Source organism: Hyphomicrobiales bacterium (assembly GCA_017642935.1).
Classification (GTDB): domain Bacteria; phylum Pseudomonadota; class Alphaproteobacteria; order Rhizobiales; family MH13; genus MH13.
The window spans coordinates 688,273-714,749 of sequence record JAEPOK010000002.1 but is presented as its reverse complement, the minus strand read 5'-3'; the positions used below and the strand labels follow the sequence as shown (position 1 = coordinate 714,749).

Below are 26,477 nucleotides of genomic sequence, written 5' to 3'. Positions count from 1 at the left end.
TCAGGCTTCGTCGGCAAGCCGCGTTGCCAGCCAGTGCAGGGTCGCATCATGGACACCCAGCCGCTCCAACGCCGCCGACGTCTCAATGACATATTCCGGGTTTTTGCCCGACTGACCGACACCACCGCGCACGATGGAAAGCTGATCCTCGCGCGACAGAGCTCCGGCATATTGTTGATGCAGCCGGTCGACACAATAGGTCAGCGCCAACACACGCTGCGGCGCATCCTTGGAGCGCTCAAGCAGATGCACCGGTTGAACACGCTCCTGATAAACCATCGTCGCCTGCTCGCGCTCGCGCAAATAGCGCAGGACCTCATCGGCATGGGCCGCATCGACATGGTAGGCGACGCCCTGACACGATCCACCGCGATCGAGCCCCATCACCAAGCCGGGCCGTTCCGGCGTGCCGCGATGAACATGGCTGTAGACACACAGCGAGCGGTGAAATCCGAACAAGCGGGCCGGATAGGCCGCACGGTGCGTAAAGCCCGGCCGCCAGATCAGCGATCCATATCCAAAAACCCAAAGATCGTTCACCGCTACCTCGTCATGCGCCCTATTGATCAGGCGCTTGTAACCAAGCGCTGGCCGTGGTGGAAGGACCAACCATCGCTTCAACCAAGGATAGCTCCATGAGCGCCTCTTCGTCCGCCAGCGCAGGTTCCTTCGGTCGCAAGATCAAATGGCTGGCCCTTGTGGTCGTCACCGTTATCGTTCTGATCGTCGCAGCTTGGTTTATCGGTGCGCACATCTATCGCGGTGCCATCAATGAAGGTCGTGCCGCGCTTGCGCGCGACGGCGTGACCTTGGCCTGCGCAGAGGAGGAACTGGCCGGCTTTCCCGCCCGGTTCGAATGGCGTTGTTCCAGCCTGTCGGTCACCCTTGCCAACGGGGCGGAGATCTCAGGCGGTGCCTTCAACACCCTTTCGCCGATCTGGAACCCGCTGTTCGCCATTGCCGAATGGACCGGACCGTTCCGCAGCGTGTCCGCCAACGGGTTCGATGCCGACATTTCCTCCGACCTTTTGCGCGCCAGCATCCGCATGACCACATCGCTAGAGCTGGAACGTTTGTCCGCCGTTCTCGACCCCTTCGCTATCTCGCTGCAAGGCGCGCCACAGGCCATCGCCTCAGGCGAGCAGGCCGAAATGCATGTGCGCCAACCAGAAAACGCCTCGCAAGCAAATGGCGATGCCGATCTGGAAGTCGCCCTGGTGTTGTTCGGTCTGGAAAGCCTGTTTCTAGGCGGCGTGGACCGCATCGACACCTCATTCACCGCGACCCTTGAGGAACTTGCCAATGTGCGCGCGCGCTCCTTGCAGGACGGCATCCGCAACTGGGTGGCACGGTCGGGCGCGGTCACGCCCCTGGCCTGGCGTGTGCGTCTTGACGAGCATGGCATCAATCTGGACGGCAATGCGACACTCGGCATTGATGGATTGATCGATTTTGATGGAACCATCGCCACAAATGATGTCGCAGCGTTGGTCGATCTGATCGGGATCGACAGTTCCAATGGCGCCGCCGCCATCACCGCCGGCGCGACGCTGTTCGGTCGCCGGGTGCAACACGCCGATATGACCATGACGGAGCTGCCGCTGCGCGTCAGCCGCAACGCCGTCAGCATCGGTCCCGTGCCGCTCGGCGTGCTGCCGCCGCTACAGTTCTAGACCGGCCTAATCGCCGCCATAGGGCTTGGGCATCGGCTCGGCGCGCGAACGGCGGCCGAAATCAACCTCATCGGTGTCCTGACCAAGTTCGACAATCCCTTGGCGGATGGCGCGCGTTCGATCGAACCAGGCTTCAAGCTTTTCGCCATCTTCCCAGCGGATGGCACGCTGAAGCGCCGACAAATCCTCAGAAAACCGCCCAAGAACTTCGAGCACCGCCTGCTTGTTGTTGAGGAACACGTCTCGCCACATCACCGGGTCAGAGGCCGCGATGCGCGTGAAATCCCGAAAGCCACCGGCGGAATATTTCATCACTTCCTGCTTAGTGACGCTTTCCAGATCATCAGCGGTGCCGACAATCGTGTAGGCGATGAGGTGCGGCAGGTGCGAGGTGATTGCCAGAACCAGATCATGATGCTCGGCGTCCATCACTTCGACCATCGCGCCAAGCCGCCGCCAGAACCGCGTCAGGTTCTGTAGCGCTTCAATGTCGAACTCTTCGCCGGGCGTCAGGATCACATAGCGGTTCTCAAACAGCTCAGCGAAACCGGCCCGCGGTCCTGATTGCTCGCTACCGGCCACCGGATGGCCGGCAATCACGTGAACGTCGGGTCCGAACGCCTCGCGCATCGCTTCCATGACGCTGCGCTTGACCGAACCGACATCGCTGACCGTGACACCGGGTTTCACATGCGCCGCAATCTGACCGCTGACAATGCCGACCGCGCCAACGGGCACGCAGAGCATCACCAGGTCGGCATCGCGCACCGCCTTGGCAGGATCAGTGCTTGCCACGCAGTCGGGAAAAAGCTCGCCAAGCGCGGTGATGGTGTCAGGATTGCTGTCGGCGAAACTGATCAGGCATTCTGGGTCCCGCGCGCGGATCGCGTGCGCCAGCGACGTGCCGATAAGGCCTGCGCCAAGGATCGCCACGCGCGCGTAAGGCAACCTGGTGGGCGATGTCACGGTCACGACGCTTGGGCCATAAACTGCGTCATTGTCTCAATCAGAAGCGTATTGGCCTCGTCCGATCCGATGGTGATCCGCAGCGCGTTTGGCAATTTGTAGGCGCCCACTTTGCGGGCCACCAAGCCGCGCTTGACCAGAAACGCATCGGCATCATCCGCGGTCTTGCCGGGTGCTTGGGGGAAATGCACCAACAGGAAATTACCGACGCTCGGCGTCACCTCAAGCCCGATTTTCTCCAACGCTTCGGTCAGCTCCGGCAACCAGCGATCATTGTGCGCCACGGCCTTCTCGATGAAACCGATATCGCCCATCGCCGCTGCTCCAGCGGCAATAGCTGGGCCGGTCATGTTGAACGGCCCACGCACACGGTTCACGGCATCGATCACATGGGCCGGGCCGTACATCCAGCCAATGCGCAGCTTGGCGAGACCATAGATCTTCGAAAACGTGCGCGTCATCACCACGTTCGGCGCGGTCGCGGCAAGCTCCATGCCGCTCTCATAATCATTGCGGCGCACATACTCCGCATAGGCCGCATCCAGGACCAACAGCACATGGGCAGGCAGACCCGCATGCAAGCGCCGAACCTCGGAGAACGGCACATAAGTGCCGGTCGGATTGTTCGGGTTCGCCAGAAAGACGATTTTCGTGCGCTCGGTGACGGCTGCCAGAAACGCGTCCACATCGGCAGTCAGATCGGTGTCTTTGACGTCCACCGGTGTCGCGCCTGTTGCCTTGGTGGCAATCGGGTAGACCAGAAAACCGTGCTCGGAAAACACCGCCTCATCGCCCGGCGAAAGATAGGTCTGGGCCAGCAGCGCGAGCAGTTCGTCCGATCCATTGCCACAGACGATGCGGTCAGCGGCAATGCCGTGGCGTTTGGCAATGGCCTCGCGCAGCTCCAAGGCCGACCCGTCGGGATAGCTTGCCAAATCATCGGCCACGCCGTGAAAGGCCTCGACCGCCTTCGGGCTCGGCCCGAGTGGCGTCTCGTTGGAGGAAAGCTTGTAGAGCTTGACGCCTGGCACCGCTTTGGCACGGCCGGGAACATAAGCTGCGATATCAAGAACGCCCTTGCGGGGCTGGGGAAAAGAAGGCGTGGCCCGGTTCGGGCTTTCAGTGGACATTACGCACCAGACAAACGGTAAAATCGGAAGCCGCGCTTTTGCCCCGGAACGCGCGCCTTGTCCATGGCAGCCTGCAACCCCTAAGGGCGAAACACCGGTGCATGGCTGCCAACAATGACCGCCGTAGCGTCAAGTTCTTGAACCGCCGACAAGGCCTCGCTGGTCGCTGCACTGACCAAGGCACGGTCGTGCGATTGGGCAAGCACGTCGACGCCAGGCGGCAAGTCGGTGTCCGCCTCGAAAGTCACCGACAACACGGTCGCCGCCATCACTTCGCGGTCAATCGGCGCGTTGGCCACAACCAGACATGGCATGCCGGCGGGATGATCGGGTCGCTCCACAAAGGGCAGACGGGCAATCACATTGGGCGCATCGGACGCTTCCAGCGCCTGCCACCAGGCACCATTGCTTGCCAGCGGGATCACCCCCAGCGCATCGCCGCGCGTACCGACGGAGCCGAGCACTTCAGCTGGCTCATCTACGGCCACGACGGGCACCGTGTAGCCAAAATGAAAACGGGCAACGTCGCGCATCGAAAGCCCATCGCCCGACCGGGCGTAAATCACATCATAAGGCGCTTGGACGTAGGTGAAGGTGGAGATGATCACCCGCCAGATGCTTTCCACGGTGTCGAGCGGCAACAAACCACTGTGACGCTCCACAATCTCGCGCATCATGGACGCTTCGCGCGCCGGGCGAAACGCCGAGGTTCGCCGCGCGGGATCATCGCCCGCCTGCACCGGCTGCACTTTCTTGATGGCAATCAGATCGGAAATCACCGCGCTGCGCTCGATCAGCAAAGCGTGCATCGCCGCATCGATCCGGTCGATTTCTTCGCGCACCTCGGCAAGCGAGGTCGGGCGCGCATCATTGCGTTTTTGGGCGGAAGGGTCCTGCATCGCCTCCCCTTTACTGTGCCACGCGTGAATCGCCAACCGATGGCGTGCGTCAAACGCGGATCAGGATCGCGTCTGCCGCCCTTTTCTGCGACGAGCAAAGGGTTTAGGGAACAGCGCTCCAGCTTTCTCCACCAACACAGCATGAGATGACTGCCTCACCGACCGCCCCTGTCAGCGCCAACCCGTCCGGCACCTTGTTTGAGGTTGCCGAACCCTTTGTGCTGGCTTCCGGCGAGAGGTTGGAGCGCTGCCAGATCGCCTACACGACCTACGGCACGCTGAACGCCGACAAATCCAACGCCATCCTCGTCTGCCACGCGCTGACCGGTGATCAGTACATGCTCGGCACCCACCCGGTGACCGGCAAGGGCGGCTGGTGGGAAACGTTGGCCGGCCCCGGCAAACCGCTCGATACCGATCGCTATTTCCTGATCTGCGCCAATGTACTCGGCGGCTGCATGGGGTCCACCGGTCCCGGCTCGCCCCACCCAGACACCGGCGAGATTTATGGGCTCTCCTTCCCGCTGGTCACGATCACCGACATGGTCGATGCGCAGGCCAAGCTCATCGATCATCTGGGCATCGACAAGCTTCTTTCCGTTGTCGGTGGCTCCATGGGTGGCATGCAGGTGCTGCAATGGGCAGCGCGCTACCCCGACCGCGTCGTCAGCGCCATTCCGATTGCCACCGCGGCCAAACATTCCAGCCAGAACATCGCTTTCCATGAGGTTGGCAGGCAGGCCGTGATGGCCGATCCGGATTGGCATGGCGGCAAATATGCAAGCCTTGGCACGCGTCCGACCAAGGGCCTGGCTGTCGCGCGCATGGGCGCCCACATCACCTACATGTCGGACGAAGCGTTGCACGGCAAATTCGGTCGCGCGCTGCAAGATCGCTCGAACATCTCCTTTGGTTTCGATGCTGACTTTCAGATCGAAAGCTATCTGCGCCACCAGGGCATGACCTTCGTCGACCGGTTTGACGCCAACTCCTACCTCTATGTCACGCGCGCGATGGACTATTTCGATCTGGCCGCCGACCATGAAGGCGTGCTCGCCAACGCGTTTGCTGGCGCCCACACGCGGTTCTGCGTGATCTCCTTCACCTCCGATTGGCTGTTTCCAACCACAGAAAGCCGCGCCATCGTGCACGCGCTCAACGCCACCACGGCCAAGGTTTCGTTCGTCGAGATCGAGACCGACCGCGGCCATGACGCGTTTCTTCTTGAGGAACCGGAGCTGTTCGCCACCGTGCGGGCGTTTCTATCCAGTGTGGCCAAACAGAGAGGGCTGCCAACATGAGCGCCAAGCGCGGTTGGGCCGGAGGCTCAGAGCCAAGATCAAAATCTGGTTGGGCCAAAGGCCCAGAGCCAAGATCAAAGTCTGGTTGGGCCGTTTTAGAATGCTCCGTTCCTGCGGAACGAGCGCATGGAGGCCCAGAGCGTCAATCATGAGTGTGCCTGACAGCCGCGTTGACTATGCCATCATCGCCGACTTCGTGCCGCAGGGCGCGCGGGTGCTCGACGTTGGCTGCGGCGACGGCACGCTGCTCGCGCTTCTGGAAGAGAAAAAGCAAGTCGATGGCCGTGGTCTGGAACTCTCCCAGGATGGGGTGAACGAGGCCGTGGCGCGCGGACTGTCAGTTGTGCAAGGCGATGCCGACACTGACCTTGCGACCTATCCGGACCGCTCCTTTGATGTGGTCATCCTATCCCAGACCTTGCAGGCCACCCAGGCGCCCAAAAAGGTGCTGGAAGAACTGCTGCGTATCGGCAAACGGGTGATCGTGACCATCCCCAATTTCGGCAATTGGCGCGCCCGTCTGCATCTGCTTGTGCAGGGCCGCATGCCAGTCACGAAATCGCTGCCCTACTCCTGGTACGACACGCCGAACATCCATTTCTGCACGCTGCGCGACTTTCTCAATCTGGCCGATGAAGTGAACGCGACCATCGAAGACTCCGCAGCGCTGAATACACAGGGCCAGAGGCTCACCTTAAACGCCCCTTGGGCGGTGTGGAATCTGATCGGCGCGCAGGGCATCTTCGTTCTGACCGCCGATCAGAAAGCGCCTTGAGGGTGACCAACACCCCCAATCCGACCCAACCCGATCAATCCGGCGACAACATCAAAGCCATCATCTTGATGGCGTTCTCCATGGTTTTGTTCGCCTTTGACGACGCGGCCATCAAAGCAGCCGGAAATCTAGGCGCAAGCTCTGCCTCGCCAGGCGAAATCTTGATCATCAAGGGCGTGCTTGGCGTCCTCGTCTATGGCGCGCTGATGTGGCGCGAAGGCAACCGCATGACACCAACGCTCCTGCGCGGCATGGCAGGCGACAAAGCCATCGTCTGGCGCACCTTTGGCGACTTGCTGGCAGCCGGCGCCATCGTGACGGCGCTCACCCTGATGCCGCTCTCCAATGTGGCGGCGATCCTGCAGGTGCTGCCATTGGTGGTCACGCTGGGCGCGGCTTTGGTGCTGGGCGAGGCGGTCGGTTGGCGGCGCTGGAGCGCGATTCTGGTTGGCTTTGCCGGCGTCATGATCATCATCCGCCCGGGCACCGCCGGCTATGATATCAACACGATCTGGGCGCTGCTCGCCGTGGCTGGCCTTGCGATCCGTGATCTGGCCGCCCGACGGATGCAGGCGCGCTTTTCCACCTTCTCGATTGTCACCATGGTGGCCGCGCTGCTGATCCCCACCGGACTTGCCATGCACGCAATCATGGAGGGCGAGCCGCTGTTCACGCAGATCGCGCCTGCCGCTTGGGCCTACATCATCGGCGGTGGGTTTTTCGGCATGGCAGCCTATTACGCCATCACGCTTTCGACCCGCATGGGCGAACTGTCCGTCGTCGCGCCCTATCGCTACACGCGTTTGGTGGCGGCGCTGATCCTGGCTTATGTCTTCTTTGGCGAAGTACCCGACATCTGGATGATCCTCGGCGCGACACTGGTCATCGGCGCCGGCCTCTTCACGCTCTATCGTGAACGGAAACTACGCGTGGTGAAGAGCATTTAGCGGGTGCATTGGGGGTAATGGCTTAGCGGAAAAGCTCTCGTTGAAACCACTCGAAAAGCGTAGCTCTAGGTCACGCCAGCATGAATCGCTTCAACGCCACTTTGGGTCAATGACAGAGATCCCCATCATTTCAGCCAGCCGTCCAAACGTAGCGCCAGCGAAATCTGCTGCGCCCTTGGGAAGCCGCGCGTCATAGCTGCCCGCGTTGCCCAAGATGCGCCCAGCTGCGGCGAACTTCATTGGGTTTTTTGGCAGCCCCAGCCTATCAAGCGCAATCTTGCCCTCAGCTTCCCACTCAAACATCGTGAACAGGAATCCAAGCGTATCTTGAACCGCATTGGGGCCATGACCGGTAACCTTGGTGTGCTGCTCCATAATCATCGGTTCAGCAAGCGCGTTCATCGGGTGAATGTGTTTCACCTGCTCCGGCATTGAGACAGTCTCACCGGCTTTAACGCGGCCCTCTTCTCCACCCAAAACATAAGTGCCTTCACCGGAAAGCACTTTGAAGTCCTCATGCCAGCCAACATGAAAGTGCTCGGCAAAATCTGGAACCAGCGTTTTATCGTTCATGGTGTACCGCATGACGAAACCAGCAGGGTCGATCTGAAGTAGTTCGAACTGTGTTCCAGACCGCTGATTGGTCACCTTTGCGCCTGCTTCTAGCATGTCATTACCCCTGGTTGCCCTAGCGGTAAGCTAGCTCGCATTGCTGGTCGGCGATACCAAATAGTTCACATAAGCTCTTCCAGCATGTGTCCGTGACAACTGGAAAGGTCCACCCGGCGCTCCGACTGGTTATTGGCCGTGCACGTTTTGAAAGTCGAACTAGCGCTCCGAACCGCTATTGATGTCTTCAAACCGCAGCACCACACTTCGATCCATCGAAAAACCGCCCCAGGCTTCAGCCAATCATTGGCTAAAACACAGGGCGGCGTTCTCATGCCTGAGGCATCACATCAGTTGCCGTAAAACACGGCGACGTCCGGCTCGCTGATCCCCCACTTTTCGTTGGCGATGGGTGAGTTTTTCTCATTGCGGAGCGCTTTGAGTGCATCGTTGACCGCGTCTTCGTACGAGTCCATCGACGTAACCTGCGCATCACCGTCCGGCCCGTTCGCAAACTCGAACTTAAGCGTCGCATTGCCAGCCCCTGCGGTGATGGTGGTCGGCCGCAGATTGTCGGCGAACTTATCGATCAACTTGCTGAGCAGGAACGTCACCGCGCCGGCGGTCAGCGCTTTGCTGAACAACGCCACAACTTGCACAGCAAGTGTGTTCGTCGCCGCCCCCACTGCCGAAAGGTCGACATCAGAACTGCTGGGCAGATCGCCGGCCACCCATTGGCCTTCGCTGGTGTAGCTGATGGTCTGGCTGGCAACGCCGCCGGAGAAGGTGACAGTCCCAGCATTGGAGACATTGTGGGCAATGATCGTGCCGGTATTCTGATAGGAGTCAAACCAGATCTGATACTCGTCGATTGGCGTCAACGTGGATTGGCCAACATCCATCCCACTGTAATCATTGACGTAAATCGTGTTGCCTTCATTGTCGTTGAGGATCGCGTTGGGGTTACCCTGCAACTGGTTGTTGATGGTGATCACACCGGTCGTGCCGGTGTTGGTCGGCGAGGCAAAAATGCCCTGACTGTTCAGTTCCACAGTCTGCCCCTCGTCAATGTTGACCGCCTTGCCGCCGGCGGAAAACGAGATGGCGCCCTGCTGGTCGGTCACCGTGCCGTAGTTCACCTGATAGGAGGGAATGGTGATGTTGAAGGTGTTCTTGTACTCGTAGACAGCAGGGTTGGTGACCGTCGCCAGCGGTCCTTTGGACTGCCAGACAACGGTGTAGTTGCCGTTGACCTTCTTGGCCAAATACAAGCTGTAATTGTTGGCTTTCTGCGCAGCCAACTGATTGGTGTCGATGTAGACGATGATTTGTTCGCTAGCCATGATCGGCCTCCTATGGTTTGTGTGATAAGACAATCACAACCTAAGGATGTATTAGTGTAACCTTTGCCGATATTACTCGGTTAGGGTATCGGGCCGTGGCCGCTGGCGCTCAATGCTCTCCACCACCTGAACCAACTCAGCCACCGAATGGACGCCAAGCACCTTGAACAGGTTGCGCCGATGCGTCCGCACCGTCAGCGGACTGATCCCAAGGTCACGGGCGATATGTTTGGAGGTCTTGCCCTGCGCGACCAGCCGAGCGATCACGTGCTGCCGGTCGGTCAAACCACCCAAAGCAACGCCGACTTTGGGACGGATGGCGCGTCTTCTAGAAAATGCCGCGCCGCAAAGGCCTGCAGCTCTGCCGCATCGTGCAGATCAAGCTTGGGCAAGATGTTCGAGCGGTGTTTGCGCACCGTGAAATAGGCAATGCCCAGATGGCGCGCGATGGCGCGGCTGTTCAAACCGGTCGCGATGAGCGCCATGATTTCACGCTCACGTAGCGTCAGTCTTGGGCGGGATTCATCGGACACACATTCACTCCCCGACGACAACAAACTAGTCGGCAGAATGAATTTACTTTACGACTTCTTGGGTCAGAATTGATAGTAGCCGCACCAGCAAATAACCCAAACGACAATTCTTGCCGACTGGGTAAGGATGTTCCTCCAAATTCTTCCAGGATCAGCGCGCCGGTCGCATCACACCGGCAACCAGCAAAGCGCTCTACTTGTCAGACGTGACACGCGCGATGTTGACCGCGCCATCGATCCGCCGTGATGCGTAAAGCGCAAAGAGCCTGCGAATGGTGATGTCGGACAGGACGCTTCCCGCCGCCAGAAGCAGCTGATTGTTGGCATCAACAATATCGGCGCGAATGATGTCGCCAGGGATCAATTGCCCCGGTTGGACGCTCATATACTGGCCTTCAAACGCCTGTTGCTGCGGGCTGATGTTGAGGCTCTTGTACGCCACCTTCAATATGTCGACATCGTACAGATAGCGCTTGTCGAGAAGCGGCTGGAAATCCCGCTTTTTGTCCGTGCCCGTTGCAACATCAGCCAAATCGATCAGCACCTTCAGGATACGGGCGCTTTTGGGGATGTCCTTGCCCTTGGGTCCATCGGGCGGATAGCCGCTGCCATCAAACCCGCGATTGCAGTAGAGCACCGTTTCGGCCACGGCCTGCATCTTTGGAATAGTATTAATGAGCCCATGCGCGACCTGAACGCTTTCGGCGATCATGTCATGCTCGTCTTGGGTCAGCGGCTCGCCGAGAACCTTCTTGCTGGTCAGATTATCCGGCAGCGACAGCATACCAAGCGGATAAAGCATAGCCGCCAGATCAAGCTCCCAAACGCGTTTTATCTCCAGATGCGGCGCAATGCGGCGCGCCCAGCGCTGGACTTTGCCGGCCTGCTGAAAGAGCTCCGGCCGCGCCATGGCAAGCACATCCGCCAGAACCTTGACGCTACCTGACAGCTGAAGCTCGAGTTCCTTGGCAAGGTCGAAAAGCTCGCGGCTCTTTTCCTCGATCACCGCCTCGGCAGCCTTGCGCGCGGCCCGTTCGCGTTCGACGCGGCGTTCCAGCGCGGCGATACGAGGGTCCGGTTCGGCCTCTAGGGTCGTGGAGCGAGCATGAACTTCACGCATTGCCGCTGGCCTTCATTGGGAAGATCGGTGCGCTGCACGGCGAACGGCTCGCCGAAATGACGGATCGCTCCAGCGATCAACCCTTCGGCGAAGTCGCCCAGGTGCCGGGGAGACTTGTAGATGAGTTCAAACTGGCCATCGTCCAAACGGCGCGTCGCGATCTCGGGAAGCGTTGCGTTGGGATAAAGCTTGCGCACTTCGCCGTGGATGTAGCCGTCGACATTCTCCAGGAACGAGAGAACATCCGGCACCGTTGAAAAGAAGTCGGGAAACAAGTCGACAAACCGGCCGAGCATATGTTCACCGAACGTCTGGACCAGCACTTGGACTTTGACGTGCGTTTCCGCACTCAGCCCTTTGACCAGCGCGATCATCTCCGAATGAGAATAGGTCCCGATACCGGTGTAAACGCCGCCGGATGGCAGGTCGGCTTTTTTGATGATCGCCTCGGTGGTTTCGTAACCAAAACTGTCATCCACCATCTCAAGAAATTCAGTAAAAACAATGCCCTTCATACATCATTCCTCCGACAAAGAGAAAAGGAACAGAAGGGTGATCGTAATTTCGTTCAATCTCGAACTGATTAAAACGATCAAACACGAAGCATCTTCTTAGACCTATCAATGCCGAACCATTGAGAGGTTGTTTAAAATGCCATCGAATTGGCGCAAACCGCCTCAGTTCGGCACGGCGCCCACCGGTACGAGCACAGGTTTGGCGCGCACTTTCGCGCCTTCGGTCACCGGCAAACCGCGGAACATGTGCTTGGTCGCCTCCAAGATGATGACCCCGCCCAGCGGTGAGACAACGCTTTTGCCCATGCGTTCAAAGAAGCTTGCCGTGCGCAGCGCCAGTCGGTTTTGAAACGGAAAGAAGTGCAGGGCTTCGGACCAGGCCGTCGGCGAAAACTGCGTATCGCGGCACAATCGGATCATCTGACCCTTGGAAAAGGGACGGCCATGGCCAAAGGGCGTAGAATCCACCCGCGCCAGCAGCCCACGCCGATTGGGCACCACGGCGATCATCCGCCCGCCCGGCGCAAGCACCCGCCAAACTTCTTCCATCAATTGGCGCGGGTGGGGCGAGAACTCCAGCGCATGGATCAGAAACACGCGATCAAGCGTGGCATTGGCCAGCGGCAGTGCATCCTCGTCAACCAAGACCGAAGCATTCGGCCCGCTCGATGGCCAATTCACACAGCCCTGAACGCCCGGCATAAAGCTCATCAACCGTTCGGCCTCGCCGCGAAACTGGCCAAGATAGGGATTGGAAAAACCGATACCGGCCACGTCCAGCCCCTTGGCGTCGGGAAGGTGGCGGCGCAGCGCGACGCGCAAAAAACCACGCGTGCGCAGACCGAGTGGGCTGGTGTAAAAATCGCGCAGATCGATAATATCAACTTGCATGTGCGCCGTTCTACCGCGAACCTGCTAAGGCGACCATAACCAACGAGCTTAACGCATGCCCGTCAGTTGCCACCTTTACGCCTGCCGCGCCGACAATTACGGCGTTTTGGTGCGCGATGAGGCGTCCGGCAAGGTCGCGCTGATCGATGTCCCGGAAGAGATGGCAACGCGCGAGGCGATTGAAGAGACCGGTTGGATACCGACCCATATCTTCATCACCCACCATCATTACGACCATATTGATGGGGTCGGCGGCATCCGCTCTAGCTTCGATGTCGAGGTGATCGGCAATGCCGCCGATGCGCATCGCCTGCCGCGTCTCGACCGGCAAGTGAACCCAGGCGACACGGTGATGTTGGGCGAAACAGCATTCGAGATCATCGATACGCCTGGCCATACGGTTGGCCATATCGCCTATGTGTCACGCGAGGAGAAGGTGGCCTTCGTCGCCGACACCCTGTTCGCGATGGGCTGTGGGCGGATGTCCGAAGGCACGCCCGAGCAGTTCCACACCAGCCTGCAAAAGCTGGCCGCGCTTGATCCGGAAACGCAGATCTATTGCGGCCATGAGTACACACTGACCAACGCCCGATTTGCCGTCGCGATGGACCCCGACAGCTCCACCCTTGCAGACCATGCCCGCCAGATCGAAGGCTTGCGCGCCGCTGGCATGCCAACCGTGCCCACCAAACTGAAAACCGAACTGGCCTTCAACCCGTTTCTGCGCGCCAAGGACGCCGCCGATTTTGCACGGCTGCGTGCCGCCAAAGATAGCTTCTAAGGAAACCAAATTTTGAGCATCGAGTTTCTGATCACATCCCTCGTCGTCGTGCTCCTGCCGGGCACAGGCGTGCTCTACACGTTGGCCATTGGCCTCGGTCGCGGGTTCCGCGCCAGTATTGCGGCGGCGGTCGGCTGTACGCTGGGCATCGTCCCGGCCATGATTGCCAGCATTGTCGGTTTGGCCGCTCTGTTCCACACCTCCGCGCTCGCTTTTCAAGTGATCAAATATGCCGGTGTCGCTTACCTGTTCTACATGGCATGGAACATTCTGAGGGAAGGTGGCGCTTTGGACGTGTCGGAAGATCGCCGACCATTAAGTGCGTTTCAAACGGCGCGCGATGGCGTGTTTCTCAATGTGCTCAACCCCAAGCTTTCGCTGTTCTTCCTGGCGTTCTTGCCGCAATTTGTGCCGGCAGCTGCCGCCAACACAACGCTCACCATGGTGATGCTTGGCCTTACCTTCATGGCGCTCACCTTCATCGTTTTCGTCGGTTACGGCGCCTGCGCGGCTCTTGCGCGCGACTACGTCGTTTCCAAGCCATCGGTCATGGTGTGGTTACGCCGATCCTTTGCCGCAACCTTCGGGCTGCTTGGCTTGCGCTTGGCGCTGGCCGAACGATGACATTCGAGGAGATTGTCGCGGCGCTTGATCTGCAGCCGCATCCCGAAGGCGGCTACTACAAGGAAACCTTTCGCGACCCGCGCGAAGAAGACGGACGCTCGGTTGGCACGGCGATCTACTACGCGCTGGGCATCGGCGACTGCTCCGCGTGGCATAAGGTGGATGCTGCCGAGATCTGGCACTGGTACGCTGGCAGCCCGCTGGCGCTGACACTATCCCCCAACGCTCACGATGCCGAGGCTCACCGGCTTGGCCCAAACCTGGCGCTGGGCGAACGCCCTCAGATCGTAGTGCCCGCCGATTGGTGGCAGACGGCCGAAAGCCTTGGCGAATGGACGCTTGTCGGCTGCACCGTAGCGCCGGGCTTCACCTTCGATGGATTTGAAATGGCATCACCCGATTGGCGCCCAACCCCGCGCTCGCCGTCATCGTAACAGCATGTCTTTGGCAGCGATCATCGCGCCGAGCGTCACCAGCAGGCAGGCGATGACGACGGGCCAGGTCAGTGCGCCGAACCCGAAGGCGATCAAAAGCAGCGTGGAAAGGATCGGGGTCGCGTAAGCCGCCGCGCCAAGCACCTGAATGTCGCCGCGCTTCATGCCGATGTCCCAGACGAAGAACGCAGCGCCGACCGGGAACAGGCCAAGCGCGACCACACCGACCCAGTTGGTCAATGTCGCCGGCCAGACCGTTGTCTCAAAGAACAAGTGGCACATGACTGAGAGAAGCGAGGTTAGGATGCACGCCCCGGCAACCGCGCCGGTCGGCACATCTGGGAAGAGCCGCGAAAGCACCGAATAGCTCGACCAGGCGAGCGCTGAACCGATAGCTGCGCCGTAGCCAAGCGCGAAGCGGGCATCGAAACTGACGCCCTGCGCCCAAATGAGCAGACCAGCGCCGGCAAAACCGATCACGGCGCCAAGACCGTGGAACCAGCGCAGCCGCTCGCCGGGCAGCAGACCGGAGAAAAGCACAATCAGTAGCGGCCAGAGATAGTTGATAAGGTTGGCCTCCACCGCCGGCGCATTGCGTAGGGCAGTGAAGTAAAGCGCGTGATAGCCAAACAGCCCGGCAACCGTCAGCGACAGCGCAGCCGGCGTCGTCGCGGTCACATCGCGTAACCGACCTTGACGCCACAAGACGATCAGCGCGAGCACGCCAGCGAGCCCAAAACACAAGGCATTCAGCAGAAAAGGTGGCACCGACGCCCCATCGGACGCCGCGTTTTCCCCGGTCATCGCGGTGAAGAGGCCGAGCGTCGCCCACATCGCCACCGCGCCAAAACCGATCAGCGTCGCCCGTCGCCGCGCCTTGCCACCGTCAAATTCACCCAACGTCAAATCTTACCAATCTCATTTTTGCCGTCTTCTGTGCCCCTCCTAGACTCAGATGGTGGGGCGATACCATCGAAATCACGAGTTAACTGCCTGATCGGGTTGTGCTTGTCGCCGGCACGGCTGTGCCATACCTCCGCAGGCACCACGTCATTGCACCAATCTTGAAGAGGGCCGACCACCATGATGACCAGCTTGTTGCTTGTCGACGTCCAAGGCTTTGAAGCGCTGGCCAAAGGTCAGGCCAATCCCGCCGCTCTGATCGGCGAACTGTCTCACACCATGCATGGGCTGACCCGCCAGATCGCGGTTATGCGCGCCTATTGCTCCAACCGCGTATCGAGCTACCGCCGCACCGCCTATCGCGAGGCCGGTTTTGAGATCGTCGAGACCAATGGACCCGACGAGACGCTGATCCGCATGAGCTTCGATCTCTATGAATTTTCTGCGAGCGACGCGACCTATGAAGAAGCGATCCTGCTTGGCGGCTCCACCGATTATACCGCGCTTGCGCGTCTGGCGCGCGAACGGCTGATGATGGTGTCGGTGGTAGACCATTCGACGATTTCCTCTGCGCTTGAGGCGCTGGCTGACGGTCTCATCGATCTGGACGATTTTGAGATCGACCGCAGTGCGAGCATCGCTCCAGCGCCGAGCTACACGCCGCGCGAGCGCAAACCGCTCGAGCCGCTCGCCCCGCGCGCTCCCTTTGTCAGCCGCACCGAGAAGGCTCAGGACAAGGTTGACGACAAAACCGACGAAAAGCCTGTTGATGCCAAATCGGACACGAAATCCGAAGACGACAAGCCGCATGTGGATCATCCCGAGCAACATAAACCCGACAGCGACCGCAAAGAGGGCGATGCCTGGCCTGATCCGAAAACCGGCCCGATCCTGGTCGCGGGCGCTACTGCCGGTGCTGGAGCCGCTGCGCTGATTGCCTCCGATGAAACAGAGGCCGAAGCCGACACAAAACCAGAAACCGACGAAAAAGCCGAAGCCTCTGCTGACAAGGCCGACGATAGCAAGGTGGACAGCACCGACGCGCCGGCCATTGATGTTGGTCTGGAAGATGCCATCGCGGCTTCGCTGAGTGATGATCTGGCCGTCAGTCTTTCCGAAGATCTCGGCACCGATCTCGATGCGGAGCTTGAGGCGGAACTCGCCGCAGAACTGGTCGCCGATGCACCGGAGAGCACAGACGACACAACGCCTAAGTCCAACGGTGCCGCCGTTCCCGTCGAAGAGGACAGCTCCATCGATGCGCTGTTCGCTGATCTTACAGGAGGTGATGAGGCCAAAGACGGCGACAATGATGCCGAGACCAAGGAAGCCGACGTCACCGCTGTTGATCCGGCTGTCACGGCCGCGCCGATTGATGTGCCGCTGATGGCAGACGTCGAAGCCGACGCGGATGTGGATCAGCTATTATCGCGGCTTATGTCGGACGATTTGGCCGGCGACGATGCCGAACCGAAAAAAGCTGAATTGGACGTGGTCCCCGAACGTTAAGCGGTTGGTCCGAAGGACCAGAGCGTGCGGAAAATAAGGCGCTAAGCGGTTGGTCGAAGGACCAGAGCGTGCGTTCAGCCAATATGAGCGAACCAACTGGTCTTTGCCTGTCGCCCTGAGCCTCTGGCCCAATCGCTCTAGCGCCCATCCAGATCGAAGGTCGACAGGAGCCCGCGATGGTTGGAGCCGATCGGGTCTTCGATCAGCTCGACCGCGACGGGTGCAATCTCCCCACGTACAAGCACATGGTCGATCGCAAAGCCTGCCATCGATAACGGCAGCGCGTCGAGCGCCGGCCAGGTCGGTTGCAATCGCGACGCCAAACGCATATCGGCCTCACCGATCAGGTGGGTACGAAAGGCCCGCACAAAGGCTTGGCTGTTGAAATCACCAGCGAGCACCACCGGCCCCTCGACGCCGTCCAAAACCTCCACCAACCGGTCCATCTGCTGATCGTGCCAGTTGCCGTGATAGGGCTTGGTGAGGTGCGCCGCGAGCAGCGTGACATCTTGGCCATCCATGTCGATGACGGCGCGAAGCAACCGGCCATGGATGGTGAAAAACGGAATGATTTCCACCTCGCGGAGCGGATGTTGAGAAAACACCGCAAGGTCGCACCGCGAACCCAGTCCACATCCAGCATTGTAAGGAAAGGCCGCGTTCATGGTGTCGAGATCATCGTGCAGCGCGGGCGCCTCGAGGATCACGGCAACATCAGGGGCCTCGCTCGCGAGAAAAACCGCCAGATCGGCGCCGCGCGGATTGAAGCCAAGAACGTTGAAAGAGATCATCGAAAGGTCGGGGCGTCGATCGGGCGCCATCGGTGCCAAGCTGCTTATGGCAAAAAGTGCGATACTTGCCAGCATCACCGACCCCGTCACGGCGCTCACCAAAGCTCGCACCGGCGCCTGAAGCAGGAACAAAACCAGCGCACAGGCGATGAAGCCAACGCCCGCATGCAGCCGCCCTTGATCGAGATGGACCAAAGGTGTGCCGGGCAGAAGATGCGGCAGCGCGGCGACCATCACTAGGCCGGCAAATCCAACCATGACCACGCCCACCGCCTCATCGCGCCAACGCCAGCCCGCAGCGCGGGCCCGCAGGAAGGAAACGGGATTCAAAGCCCTATCAGACGTGGAAAGGTCGGCCAAAACGGCCCTCATGCGCGGTGGGTGTCTGCGCATGGTTTAGCAGGTGCACGTTAAAAGGATGACACCGCAGAGGGCGGCAAGTCGTTAACGCCCGTCAACCAAGTGACACGTGGAGAACAGCACGCAACACACTTCGTACGTCACCCCGGCTCAAAGCCGGGATGACGCGCGATGGTTTGTAGAGCGATCGCTCTAAACGAAGAACTGCGCGCCGTTGGCCGAGATCGTCGAGCCGGAGATGAAGCCCGCATCGTCTGACGCCAGGAACGTCACGCAGCGCGCAATCTCTTCTGGTTCGCCAAGGCGACCAACCGGGATCTGCGGAATGATCTTTTCGTTCAGCACGTTCTCCGGGATCGCCCGCACCATTTCCGTGCCGATGTAGCCAGGGCAAACGGCATTGGCGGTGATGCCCGCGCGCGCGCCTTCCTGGGCCAGCGATTTGATAATGCCAAGGTCACCAGCCTTCGTGGCGGCATAGTTCACCTGGCCGAACTGACCCTTTTGTCCGTTGATCGACGAAATCACGATCACGCGGCCAAATTTGCGCTCGCGCATGCCTGGCCACACCGGATGGATGGTGTTGAACACGCCGGTCAAATTGGTGCCAATCACTTCGTTCCACTGGTCAGGCGTCATCCGATGAAAAGGCGCGTCGCGGGTGATGCCGGCATTGGCAACGACGATGTCGATCGGGCCGTTTTCTTCTTCCACCTTGGCAATACCAGCGGCGGAAGCGTCATAATCGGCAACGTTCCATTTGTAGGTTTTAATGCCGGTTTCTTCAGTGAAGGCCGCTGCCTTTTCGTCATTGCCGGCATAGGTGGCGGCGACGGTGCAGCCCTCTGCCTTCAATGCCTTTGAAATCGCTTCGCCGATACCGCGCGAACCGCCTGTAACAAGTGCCACTCTGGCCATGGATGTTTCCTCAAGATTGAATGGAAAAAGAAGGGCCGGACGAGCGCTCTTCGCGGCGCGTGGACGCCCGGCCTTTAGATGTGATGGGGAGAGACCGTCTTAGCGTTCCACACACAGGGCAACGCCCATGCCGCCGCCGATGCACAGTGTGGCGAGGCCCTTTTTGGCGTCACGCTTCTGCATCTCAAAGAGCAGCGTGTTGAGCACGCGCGCGCCAGATGCACCCACCGGGTGACCGATGGCAATCGCGCCGCCATTGACGTTCACGATGGAGGAATCCCAGCCCATGTCCTTGTTCACGGCGCAAGCTTGGGCAGCGAAAGCCTCATTGGCTTCGACCAGATCAAGGTCCTCAACCTTCCATCCGGCTTTCTCCAACGCTTTGCGCGAGGCCGGGATTGGACCGGTGCCCATGATCGCCGGATCGACACCTGCCGTTGCCCAAGAAGCGATCCGCGCCATCGGCGTGATGCCGCGTTTTTCCGCTTCGGCTTCACTCATCAGCACGGTTGCCGCGCCGCCATCATTGATGCCCGACGCATTGGCGGCCGTCACCGTGCCTTCTTTGTCGAAGGCCGGGCGCAGCTTGGAAATGCCTTCCACTGTCACGCCGTGCTTGATGTACTCATCCTCGTCCACCACCGTGTCGCCCTTACGACCTTTGATGGTGTGCGCGACGATTTCGTCCTTGAACTTGCCAGCCTTCTGCGCCGCTTCGGCCTTGTTCTGCGAGTTGACGGCAAATTCGTCCTGCTCATCGCGCGTCAACTGCCATTGCTTGGCAACGTTCTCGGCCGTCGTGCCCATCAGATATTTGTGAAACGCATCGGTCAGCGCGTCGTACATCATGGTATCGACCATCTTGCCGTCGCCCATCTTCACGCCACCGCGCAGATGCATGGCGTGCGGGGCCATCGACATCGACTCCTGACCACCGGCCACGATGATGTCGGCATCGCCGGACATGATCTGCTGCATGCCCAGCGCCACGGCGCGTAGGCCCGAGCCGCAGAGCTGGTTGAGACCCCAGGCTGTCGCCTCCTGCGGAATGCCCGCGGCCATCGCTGCCTGGCGGGCGGGGTTCTGCCCTTCGCCGGCGGAGAGGATCTGGCCCATGATCACTTCATCGACGTCACCCGGATCGACACCCGCGCGCTCCAGCGCGCCGGAGATGGCGGTTGCGCCAAGCTGATGCGCTGGCACGGTTCCGAAGGCACCATTGAAGGATCCAACGGCAGTCCGTGCCGCCGATGCAATAACCACTGAAGTCATGAAGTCTCTCCCGGTAGACCCTTGCTGCACCTGCGTGCGGGCCATGATGATGAAGGCGAAAAGCCGAAAATGGCCAAATCGATAGACCCAATGAAACACAAGGACCTAGGCCGGTTCAATTGTTCAAAAGGCACTGGTCATCCTTGATCCGCGTCAAGCATTGCGACGCAAGGCGAATGGGCGATCGCCTCCGGTTGTGCTTTGCAAAAGAGTGCGTCATATCTTAGGGCATTGTGCACTGTGCAATGCACAAAGCCGGCGCCAAACGCCCGGCGGCGTAAAGGACGCCAGCTATAGGAGAGCGATCGATGGCCATGCCTTCCGATACGGATGCGGGTGAACCCGCCACCATCATCAAGAAATACGCCAACCGCCGCCTCTACAACACCGGCACGTCCACCTACGTCACGCTGGATGATCTGGCCGAGATGGTCAAAGGCGGCGAGGATTTTCTGGTCCAGGACGCCAAGTCCGGCGAGGATTTGACGCGCTCGGTGCTGACGCAAATCATTTTCGAGCAGGAAAACAAAGGCACCAACCTGCTGCCGATCACGGTGCTGCGTCAGCTGATCCGCTTTTACGATGACAGCATGCAGGCCGTGGTGCCGAGCTATCTGGAACACTCCATCAACGCCTTTGTCGCCGACCAGGATTCGATCCGCGAAAAGATGGCCAACAATTTCGGCGCCAGCCCGCTGGGTGCCGTCGGCGCGATGAGCGGCGCCATGCAGGAACAGACCCGCCGCAACATGGAGCTGTTTCAGAACGCCATGTCGACAGCGATGACCATGTTCGTACCGTTCTCCGGTGCCAGCACCGCATCTGAGGAAGACCAAGCCCCAAAGCAAAGTGACAGCTCGATTGATGAGTTGCGCGCCCAGCTGACCGCAATGCAGTCCAAGCTCGACGAAATCAGCGACAAGTAGCGCACCGAAGTCGTCTGCTATGACGGCCAGCCGTTTACCACTTGCCTTCACCATTCTGCTTCATCACGCCGCTTAACCGTGCGGCGTGATTGCACTTTTGCGCGCCGTCCCCATCTGATAGTTTAACAAAACGTTAACGGCCCCAACCGAGCCAGGTTTCAGAGTGAAACAAGCGCCAGGCGGGCCAATCAGAGGCAAAACGGTGATCGTTCCAACCGCCCGGCAGATCGGCATTCAAAGCACGCAGCGCCATAGCGCCGCTGATGCTCATGATGCGCGCCGCGAGGATGGAACGCAGACTTTTCGCGTGGAGCGGGTTCGCCGCGCTGCGCCGCGCACCGAACGCCGCTCATCAGAATCCATGGCCAACGCCGCGGCCCTGCGCCTTGGTATCGCCGCGCAGATGCTCGCCTCGCACGAAGGCATGGACGACGGCGTTCTGGTGCTGCCAACGCACCCAGCCATGCGGTCAGCCGCGCATTACGCCTCGACAGCCGAAGGCCTGGCGCCAACCGCGACCCTCGGCTTCTCCCGCACAGCCTAAAGTGCAGACTGCCGTCATTCCTGTGCTTGTGACCGGAATCCAATCCTAGGCGCGCTACTGCACTCTTTTGCCATGGGTCCCGGCACAAGGCCGGGATGACGCAAAGGGTTGGAGACAGATCAGCGACCGCTAAATCCCAGCTGCGCAGCCATCTTTGCGCGGGTCGGACCCACCGGTGAAAGCCCCCATGCCCGGGTCGCGCCAGATTGCCTGACCGCCGCCGATAGCTCGCTTGGCAAAGCCTGCCTGGTGGCCGCGCGCATTAAGTGCATCGACCATTGCATCGCCCAAGGGATGCTCGACGATCGGCTGCTTGGTTCCGACATCCCAGAAAGTCCGCGGCGCATCCAACGCTGTTTGAACGTCCATGCCATAATCGACCATGTTGGAGATCACATGCGCGTGGCCCAAGGGTTGATAGGCACCGCCCATCACCCCGAACGCCATCACCGGCACGCCATCTTTCAGCGCCATCGCCGGGATGATCGTGTGCATCGGACGTTTGCCGCCGGCCAGCTCGTTGGGGTGGCCCTCTTCCAGCGAGAAACATGCCCCGCGATTTTGCAAGACGATGCCCGTTGCTTCGGTCGCGGTCAGCGCACCGAAATCATCGTAGATCGAATAAATGAGCGACACCATGCGCCCTTCTTCGTCGGCAACGCAGAGATAGACCGTATCGGAATTGGGAATGTCCGGCAGCGTCAGACCTTCAGCGCGCTGACTGAGATCGATTTGCTCCACCAAGTGATCGATCACGGCCTCATCGATGAGGCGATAGGGATCGACGGTCGTGTCCGGATCGCCAACCAATGCATCGCGCAAGCTATAGGCGGCGCGTGCGGCTTCCAGCTCCAGATGCATGCGATCAACACCATTGGCGTCCATCGCCTTGATGTCGAAGCGCTCCAGGATTTTCAGCGTGATCAGCGCCGTCACGCCCTGCCCGTTCGGCGGCAGTTCAGCAATGGTGAGCCCGCGATAATCGGCTTGGATCGGCGTCACCGCATCGGCCTTGCAATTGGCCAGATCCGACAAAGTCATCACCCCACCACGCTCGCGCACATGCGCAACGATATCGCGGGCAATCTCGCCGGTGTAAAACGCATCCACACCACCGCGCTGTATTTCCTCCAACGTCTTGGCAAGTTGCGGCCAGACAAGCCGATCGCCTGCCACCGGCACCCGGCCTTGCGGACGAAAAACACGGGTTAGCACAGGGTCCTGATCGACATCGCGCGGGTCTTTGGGGTGCGCCATGTCGTGCGCCACGCGATCGGCGACAATCCAACCATCGCGTGCCAGTTTGATCGCCGGCTCCAGCAGCTCGCGAAACCGCTTGGTGCCAAAATGGCTGGCCATATATTCAAAACCACGCAGCGCACCGGGCACGGTGATGGCGTGCGCGCTGGTTGGCGGCACAAAGGTGTGCCCTTCGGCGCGCAGCATGTCCGCTGACAGCATGGCCGGCGCCCGGCCCGAGCCATTGACTCCATGCAGGGAGCCATCGGGCTGGGCGATGATGGCAAAGCAGTCCCCGCCGATCCCCGTCATCTGCGGCTCGACCACCGACAGCACCGCCGCTGCCGCCAGCGCGGCATCAACCGCGTTGCCGCCCTTGTCCATGACGTTGAGCGCCGTTGTCGTGGCCGCCGGGTGCGAGGTCGCCGCCATCATCCGCATGCCGCGAGCCGGAGACCGTCCAGGGGCTTGAAAATCGCGGGTCATTGAGGGCATGGCAGGTCCTTGAGGTCGGCGGACCGCGCGGAACGGCCCATTAAAACGCATGTGCTTGCGCGTCAGCAAAACGCGCGCTACGCGCCTAGCACACATCGCCCTCCGGAAAACCCCTTAAGAGAGAATTCGCAATGCCGCTGACCCTGGACCAAGCCAACACGCTTATCGCCGCCGCTATGGCGGAGGGCGCGACCCAAGGTTTTCAACCCCTTGCCGTCTGCGTTCTTGATGCCGGTGGACATGTGCAAGCGTTTCAGCGTGCCGACGGCGCCTCGATGATGCGCTTTGAGATCGCCAAGGGCAAAGCTTATGGCGCGCTGGCCGTCGGCAAAGGATCGCGTTGGTTGAACGCTCAGGCTGAAGGCCGTCCGCACTTTTTGGAAGGCCTATCGAATGTTTCCGGCGGCAAGATCGTGCCGGTGCCCGGCGGCGTTTTGATCAGGCAAGAGGATGGCACGCTGCTCGGCGCGGTCGGCGTCACCGGCGACACGTCCGACAATGACGAAATTGCAGCCTTGGCTGGCATCGCAGCCATCGGAAAAGTGGGAGTCATCGACTGAGGCGGTTGGGCCGCTGGTCCAGTGCGACGTCCAGAAGAGTGGACTGAAAGGGTTGCGCCCCGGGGGCCACGACAACCACAATCTAAGTTGGCTTTGAGCCCAACGATGACCTTTGATCCAGTTGTCCGAAATGGCGCTTTCGGCCCAAAGCCGACGTCTATGCCAATGATCAATCAGAATTTCCTTTCAGTACCAAAGGTTCAATTGAACGTTGTTTGCGGCACAACCAAAGGATCAGAGGAGAGACAATTTGAAAAAGCGCCAGCCAACGCGCCGTGCCGTCGTCGGCGGACTTGCGTCCATGTCCTCAACACTGAGTATACCCGGCTTCATGCGATCGGCCATAGCCCTGCCTAGCAATGGCGTCCGCTTTGTAGAAGCCGGCACAGAGGAGGCGGAGCAACTTTCTTACCAGTACAATTTATCCTATGCGGTCGAGCCACATTTGCGGGCGATGTGCTCAACAACACAAGGTGTGGTCGAAACCGTGCGCTGGGCCCGCGAGAAAGATGTGCGTTTTGCCATACGTAGCGGTGGGCATTGCTTTGGTGCAACGAGCAGTCACCCGGACTTGGTAATCGACCTACGAGAATTGTACGGCGTTTCGTTGGATCCGACTTCCCGTCGCCTAACTGCTCAACCGGGTGCCTGGCTTGCCTCTCTTTATAGGGCCGGCTTTGCCCACAGTTTGGCACCGTCAGCTGGTTGGTGTGGAGATGTGGGCCTAGGCGGTCACATTCTTGGCGGTGGATTGGGCTATCTGGCGCGCGCCAACGGGTTGCTCTGCGACCACCTGAAATCGGCGACGATGGTGACGGCAGATGGGTCGCTTCTAACGTGTTCTGCAGTTGAAAACCCCGACGTCTTCTGGGCATGTCGAGGTGGCGGAGGGGGGCTGGGCGTACTCACTAGTTTCGAGATTGAGCTTCAACCGGTTGGCACCACGCATTCTATGCGTCTTCAAACGGTTGCCTCGCCAGATAATGCGGCAGCGCTCACCGAACGGTGGATGCAATGGAGTAGCCAAGCAAGCCGCTCAACCTCTAGCCAGCTGTTCTTGACGATAAGGGACCAACATCAGGTAGCGGTGACCATAACGGGCCTGTCGAGCGAACCACGCGACGTGCTTTTGAAAGATTTGAAGACAGTCGCAGATATCTCGTTTGAGGTGACCGATGAAATGATCACATCAGGAACGTTTGAATATGTGATGGTCGCTACCGTGCTAACGCGTGGCCTTCACCGCTACTTGACGTCCCACAGCACGGTGCTTGACGCCAGTCTGAGCATCTCCGAATTGACCGACATCCTGGACACAGCGTTTGCTGTGCAAGGCCCCTACGGAGATCCTGTCCTGTCCCTGGAAGCAATGGGGGGTGCCATTGCCGATTTATCCGAAACCGAAACAGCCTTTCCCTACAGACGAGGTGCTTTTGTCATGTCATGCAGTAGCAGCTCACTGGAAGAACGCCACCTAGACCCCGACAATTCAGACTTTTACCGCCTGGGTGAACGGTTATGGCAATATGGCATTTCGCGCGGTTACACCAATTATCGTGATCGCAGCATCGCCAATTTCGAAGACGCCTATTGGAGTCACAATTTGGATCGACTGCGTTCCATTAAGCGCCGAGTTGATCCAAGCGGAGTTTTTTCATCGCACCAAACGGTTCAATACTGATACTGCGATAGACTTTCTAAATCTGAGCAGCAGGTATCAAAAGCAAAACTGCGACGCTAATGGCCCATGAGAATTTAGCCTTGGACAATCGTAATGCCGAAAGGCTGCACACTGAAAATGCAATTCGAGCCATCATACTCCACGTGAACAGCGCCGTTGAGGCTGAAGAGTATGGTGATTTGTGGGGTTGTTCCGCCATCTACCACTACGATTGGGGCGATGCTTTGCGTGATGACGACATTAAAACTATCGCTATCCACTACGATACGAGGATTCGTCGGGTTGATCACCTGACCGATCACACCAGCTGCTAAATGGATAGGCTCAAGGTTTTGCAATTCTTCAACCTCATACACCGACTGACCAGATATTTCGAGCGGACCTCGACCGCCGCCTAGTGTATTTGAAGTCCGGCAAGAAAAAGTCACCCCGTCTCTCTGTGCCTCCAAGGTGATTACATTGTTGATCTCAACACTCACCTCATCATATGTCCCTGATGGTATTGTTGCGGCATTAGCTGGTGCGAATTCGTCGGAGCTTCCAGCAAAGGCAGCAATATCGAACGTTTTCTCATCATCTCCAAGCGAAACGCAGCTTCCGCCACCGCAAATCTGCACGCGTTGAACCTCCACTTCAAAGACGGTCGGAGTCACGACCCCAGAACCATCAGTGATTGCTCCTCCGAAGGCTGGCCCAATCAGGGTCGTGGAAGAAACAAGGCCCGCGGCAAGGGCAACT

At 59.6% G+C, this 26,477-nt stretch carries 29 protein-coding genes; 12 read left to right on the top strand and 17 right to left on the bottom strand.

Annotation, left to right across the window (positions count from 1 at the left end; all coding sequences use genetic code 11):
• Complete coding sequence (locus tag JJ917_12830; protein MBO6699708.1) at nucleotides 1-567, bottom strand: gamma-glutamylcyclotransferase; 567 nt, start codon at nucleotides 565-567, stop codon at nucleotides 1-3.
• A 68-nt stretch (nucleotides 568-635) separates the two neighbouring features.
• On the opposite strand from JJ917_12830, the gene JJ917_12825 reads away from it, so the two are divergent.
• Nucleotides 636-1,673, top strand: coding sequence for a DUF2125 domain-containing protein (locus JJ917_12825; protein ID MBO6699707.1), 1,038 nt, complete (start codon nucleotides 636-638; stop codon nucleotides 1,671-1,673).
• Nucleotides 1,674-1,679: 6 nt separating this feature from the next.
• Here the strand turns inward: JJ917_12825 and JJ917_12820 are convergent, their stop codons facing one another.
• The 3 genes from JJ917_12820 to JJ917_12810 all read right to left on the bottom strand — a co-directional run bounded on the left by JJ917_12820 (nucleotide 1,680) and on the right by JJ917_12810 (nucleotide 4,668).
• Nucleotides 1,680-2,621: a prephenate/arogenate dehydrogenase family protein gene (locus JJ917_12820; protein MBO6699706.1), complete on the bottom strand. Its 942-nt coding sequence runs from the start codon at nucleotides 2,619-2,621 to the stop codon at nucleotides 1,680-1,682.
• Nucleotides 2,622-2,641: 20 nt separating this feature from the next.
• Complete coding sequence (locus tag JJ917_12815) at nucleotides 2,642-3,769, bottom strand: histidinol-phosphate transaminase (protein MBO6699705.1); 1,128 nt, start codon at nucleotides 3,767-3,769, stop codon at nucleotides 2,642-2,644.
• 80 nt (nucleotides 3,770-3,849) lie between these two features.
• Entirely contained in the window at nucleotides 3,850-4,668 is an 819-nt protein-coding gene (locus tag JJ917_12810) for a chorismate mutase (GenBank protein ID MBO6699704.1), read from the bottom strand.
• Nucleotides 4,669-4,814: 146 nt separating this feature from the next.
• On the opposite strand from JJ917_12810, the gene JJ917_12805 reads away from it, so the two are divergent.
• The 3 genes from JJ917_12805 (at nucleotide 4,815) to JJ917_12795 (ending at nucleotide 7,691) form a co-directional block, all read left to right on the top strand.
• A complete protein-coding gene (locus JJ917_12805; protein MBO6699703.1) occupies nucleotides 4,815-5,969 on the top strand; it encodes a homoserine O-acetyltransferase in 1,155 nt (384 codons plus the stop codon).
• Between the two features lie 148 nt (nucleotides 5,970-6,117).
• On the top strand, nucleotides 6,118-6,744 hold the full coding sequence (gene metW / locus JJ917_12800; protein ID MBO6699702.1) for a methionine biosynthesis protein MetW: 627 nt from the start codon (nucleotides 6,118-6,120) through the stop codon (nucleotides 6,742-6,744).
• A gap of 2 nt (nucleotides 6,745-6,746) precedes the next feature.
• On the top strand, nucleotides 6,747-7,691 hold the full coding sequence (locus JJ917_12795; GenBank protein MBO6699701.1) for a DMT family transporter: 945 nt from the start codon (nucleotides 6,747-6,749) through the stop codon (nucleotides 7,689-7,691).
• A gap of 90 nt (nucleotides 7,692-7,781) precedes the next feature.
• On the opposite strand, the gene JJ917_12790 is transcribed toward JJ917_12795, so the two are convergent.
• The 7 genes from JJ917_12790 to JJ917_12760 all read right to left on the bottom strand — a co-directional run bounded on the left by JJ917_12790 (nucleotide 7,782) and on the right by JJ917_12760 (nucleotide 12,702).
• On the bottom strand, nucleotides 7,782-8,360 hold the full coding sequence (locus JJ917_12790; GenBank protein ID MBO6699700.1) for a cupin domain-containing protein: 579 nt from the start codon (nucleotides 8,358-8,360) through the stop codon (nucleotides 7,782-7,784).
• A 290-nt stretch (nucleotides 8,361-8,650) separates the two neighbouring features.
• Nucleotides 8,651-9,643, bottom strand: a complete 993-nt coding sequence (locus JJ917_12785) for a hypothetical protein (protein ID MBO6699699.1) — start codon at nucleotides 9,641-9,643, stop codon at nucleotides 8,651-8,653.
• A 72-nt stretch (nucleotides 9,644-9,715) separates the two neighbouring features.
• Nucleotides 9,716-9,961 (bottom strand): helix-turn-helix transcriptional regulator, encoded by a 246-nt coding sequence (locus tag JJ917_12780; GenBank protein MBO6699698.1) that lies wholly within the window; start codon nucleotides 9,959-9,961, stop codon nucleotides 9,716-9,718.
• Entirely contained in the window at nucleotides 9,925-10,176 is a 252-nt protein-coding gene (locus tag JJ917_12775; protein ID MBO6699697.1) for a helix-turn-helix transcriptional regulator, read from the bottom strand. The genes JJ917_12780 and JJ917_12775 overlap by 37 nt, the downstream gene beginning before the upstream one ends.
• Nucleotides 10,177-10,369: 193 nt before the next feature.
• Nucleotides 10,370-11,296 (bottom strand): hypothetical protein, encoded by a 927-nt coding sequence (locus JJ917_12770; GenBank protein ID MBO6699696.1) that lies wholly within the window; start codon nucleotides 11,294-11,296, stop codon nucleotides 10,370-10,372.
• Nucleotides 11,263-11,811: a heme NO-binding domain-containing protein gene (locus tag JJ917_12765; GenBank protein ID MBO6699695.1), complete on the bottom strand. Its 549-nt coding sequence runs from the start codon at nucleotides 11,809-11,811 to the stop codon at nucleotides 11,263-11,265. Before JJ917_12765 ends, JJ917_12770 begins: the two co-directional genes overlap by 34 nt.
• A 162-nt stretch (nucleotides 11,812-11,973) precedes the next feature.
• Entirely contained in the window at nucleotides 11,974-12,702 is a 729-nt protein-coding gene (locus JJ917_12760) for a methyltransferase domain-containing protein (protein MBO6699694.1), read from the bottom strand.
• A 55-nt stretch (nucleotides 12,703-12,757) separates the two neighbouring features.
• Between JJ917_12760 and gloB the strand changes: the two genes are divergently transcribed.
• The 3 genes from gloB to JJ917_12745 are packed head-to-tail and all read left to right on the top strand — an operon-like array spanning nucleotide 12,758 to nucleotide 14,541.
• Nucleotides 12,758-13,483, top strand: coding sequence for a hydroxyacylglutathione hydrolase (gene gloB, locus JJ917_12755; GenBank protein MBO6699693.1), 726 nt, complete (start codon nucleotides 12,758-12,760; stop codon nucleotides 13,481-13,483).
• A 12-nt stretch (nucleotides 13,484-13,495) separates the two neighbouring features.
• A complete protein-coding gene (locus JJ917_12750) occupies nucleotides 13,496-14,107 on the top strand; it encodes a LysE family translocator (GenBank protein ID MBO6699692.1) in 612 nt (203 codons plus the stop codon).
• Nucleotides 14,104-14,541: a cupin domain-containing protein gene (locus tag JJ917_12745; protein MBO6699691.1), complete on the top strand. Its 438-nt coding sequence runs from the start codon at nucleotides 14,104-14,106 to the stop codon at nucleotides 14,539-14,541. Before JJ917_12750 ends, JJ917_12745 begins: the two co-directional genes overlap by 4 nt.
• On the opposite strand, the gene JJ917_12740 is transcribed toward JJ917_12745, so the two are convergent.
• A complete protein-coding gene (locus JJ917_12740) occupies nucleotides 14,533-15,375 on the bottom strand; it encodes an EamA family transporter (GenBank protein ID MBO6699690.1) in 843 nt (280 codons plus the stop codon). The two genes, JJ917_12745 and JJ917_12740, sit on opposite strands and share 9 nt — an antisense overlap.
• A 249-nt stretch (nucleotides 15,376-15,624) precedes the next feature.
• On the opposite strand from JJ917_12740, the gene JJ917_12735 reads away from it, so the two are divergent.
• Nucleotides 15,625-16,953, top strand: coding sequence for an NYN domain-containing protein (locus JJ917_12735; protein MBO6699689.1), 1,329 nt, complete (start codon nucleotides 15,625-15,627; stop codon nucleotides 16,951-16,953).
• A 137-nt stretch (nucleotides 16,954-17,090) separates the two neighbouring features.
• Here JJ917_12735 and JJ917_12730 read toward each other — a convergent pair whose 3' ends face one another.
• The 3 genes from JJ917_12730 to JJ917_12720 form a co-directional block, all read right to left on the bottom strand.
• Nucleotides 17,091-18,104, bottom strand: coding sequence for an endonuclease/exonuclease/phosphatase family protein (locus tag JJ917_12730; GenBank protein MBO6699688.1), 1,014 nt, complete (start codon nucleotides 18,102-18,104; stop codon nucleotides 17,091-17,093).
• A 192-nt stretch (nucleotides 18,105-18,296) separates the two neighbouring features.
• Nucleotides 18,297-19,022: an acetoacetyl-CoA reductase gene (phbB, locus tag JJ917_12725; protein MBO6699687.1), complete on the bottom strand. Its 726-nt coding sequence runs from the start codon at nucleotides 19,020-19,022 to the stop codon at nucleotides 18,297-18,299.
• A 99-nt stretch (nucleotides 19,023-19,121) separates the two neighbouring features.
• Nucleotides 19,122-20,294, bottom strand: coding sequence for an acetyl-CoA C-acetyltransferase (locus JJ917_12720; protein MBO6699686.1), 1,173 nt, complete (start codon nucleotides 20,292-20,294; stop codon nucleotides 19,122-19,124).
• Between the two features lie 314 nt (nucleotides 20,295-20,608).
• On the opposite strand from JJ917_12720, the gene phaR reads away from it, so the two are divergent.
• Together phaR and JJ917_12710 are read left to right on the top strand one after the other, a co-directional pair.
• Entirely contained in the window at nucleotides 20,609-21,220 is a 612-nt protein-coding gene (gene phaR / locus JJ917_12715; GenBank protein ID MBO6699685.1) for a polyhydroxyalkanoate synthesis repressor PhaR, read from the top strand.
• A 202-nt stretch (nucleotides 21,221-21,422) separates the two neighbouring features.
• Nucleotides 21,423-21,764 carry a hypothetical protein gene (locus tag JJ917_12710; protein MBO6699684.1) on the top strand — a complete coding sequence of 114 codons (342 nt, stop codon included), beginning with the start codon at nucleotides 21,423-21,425 and terminating at the stop codon, nucleotides 21,762-21,764.
• A 129-nt stretch (nucleotides 21,765-21,893) separates the two neighbouring features.
• Here JJ917_12710 and ggt read toward each other — a convergent pair whose 3' ends face one another.
• Nucleotides 21,894-23,444 carry a gamma-glutamyltransferase gene (ggt, locus tag JJ917_12705; GenBank protein ID MBO6699683.1) on the bottom strand — a complete coding sequence of 517 codons (1,551 nt, stop codon included), beginning with the start codon at nucleotides 23,442-23,444 and terminating at the stop codon, nucleotides 21,894-21,896.
• A 185-nt stretch (nucleotides 23,445-23,629) separates the two neighbouring features.
• Here ggt and JJ917_12700 point away from each other — a divergent pair, with 185 nt between their 5' ends.
• Entirely contained in the window at nucleotides 23,630-24,058 is a 429-nt protein-coding gene (locus tag JJ917_12700) for a heme-binding protein (protein ID MBO6699682.1), read from the top strand.
• Nucleotides 24,059-24,308: 250 nt separating this feature from the next.
• Nucleotides 24,309-25,739: an FAD-binding oxidoreductase gene (locus tag JJ917_12695; GenBank protein ID MBO6699681.1), complete on the top strand. Its 1,431-nt coding sequence runs from the start codon at nucleotides 24,309-24,311 to the stop codon at nucleotides 25,737-25,739.
• 74 nt (nucleotides 25,740-25,813) lie between these two features.
• On the opposite strand, the gene JJ917_12690 is transcribed toward JJ917_12695, so the two are convergent.
• Complete coding sequence (locus tag JJ917_12690) at nucleotides 25,814-26,392, bottom strand: hypothetical protein (GenBank protein ID MBO6699680.1); 579 nt, start codon at nucleotides 26,390-26,392, stop codon at nucleotides 25,814-25,816.
• Nucleotides 26,393-26,477 lie beyond the last annotated feature (85 nt).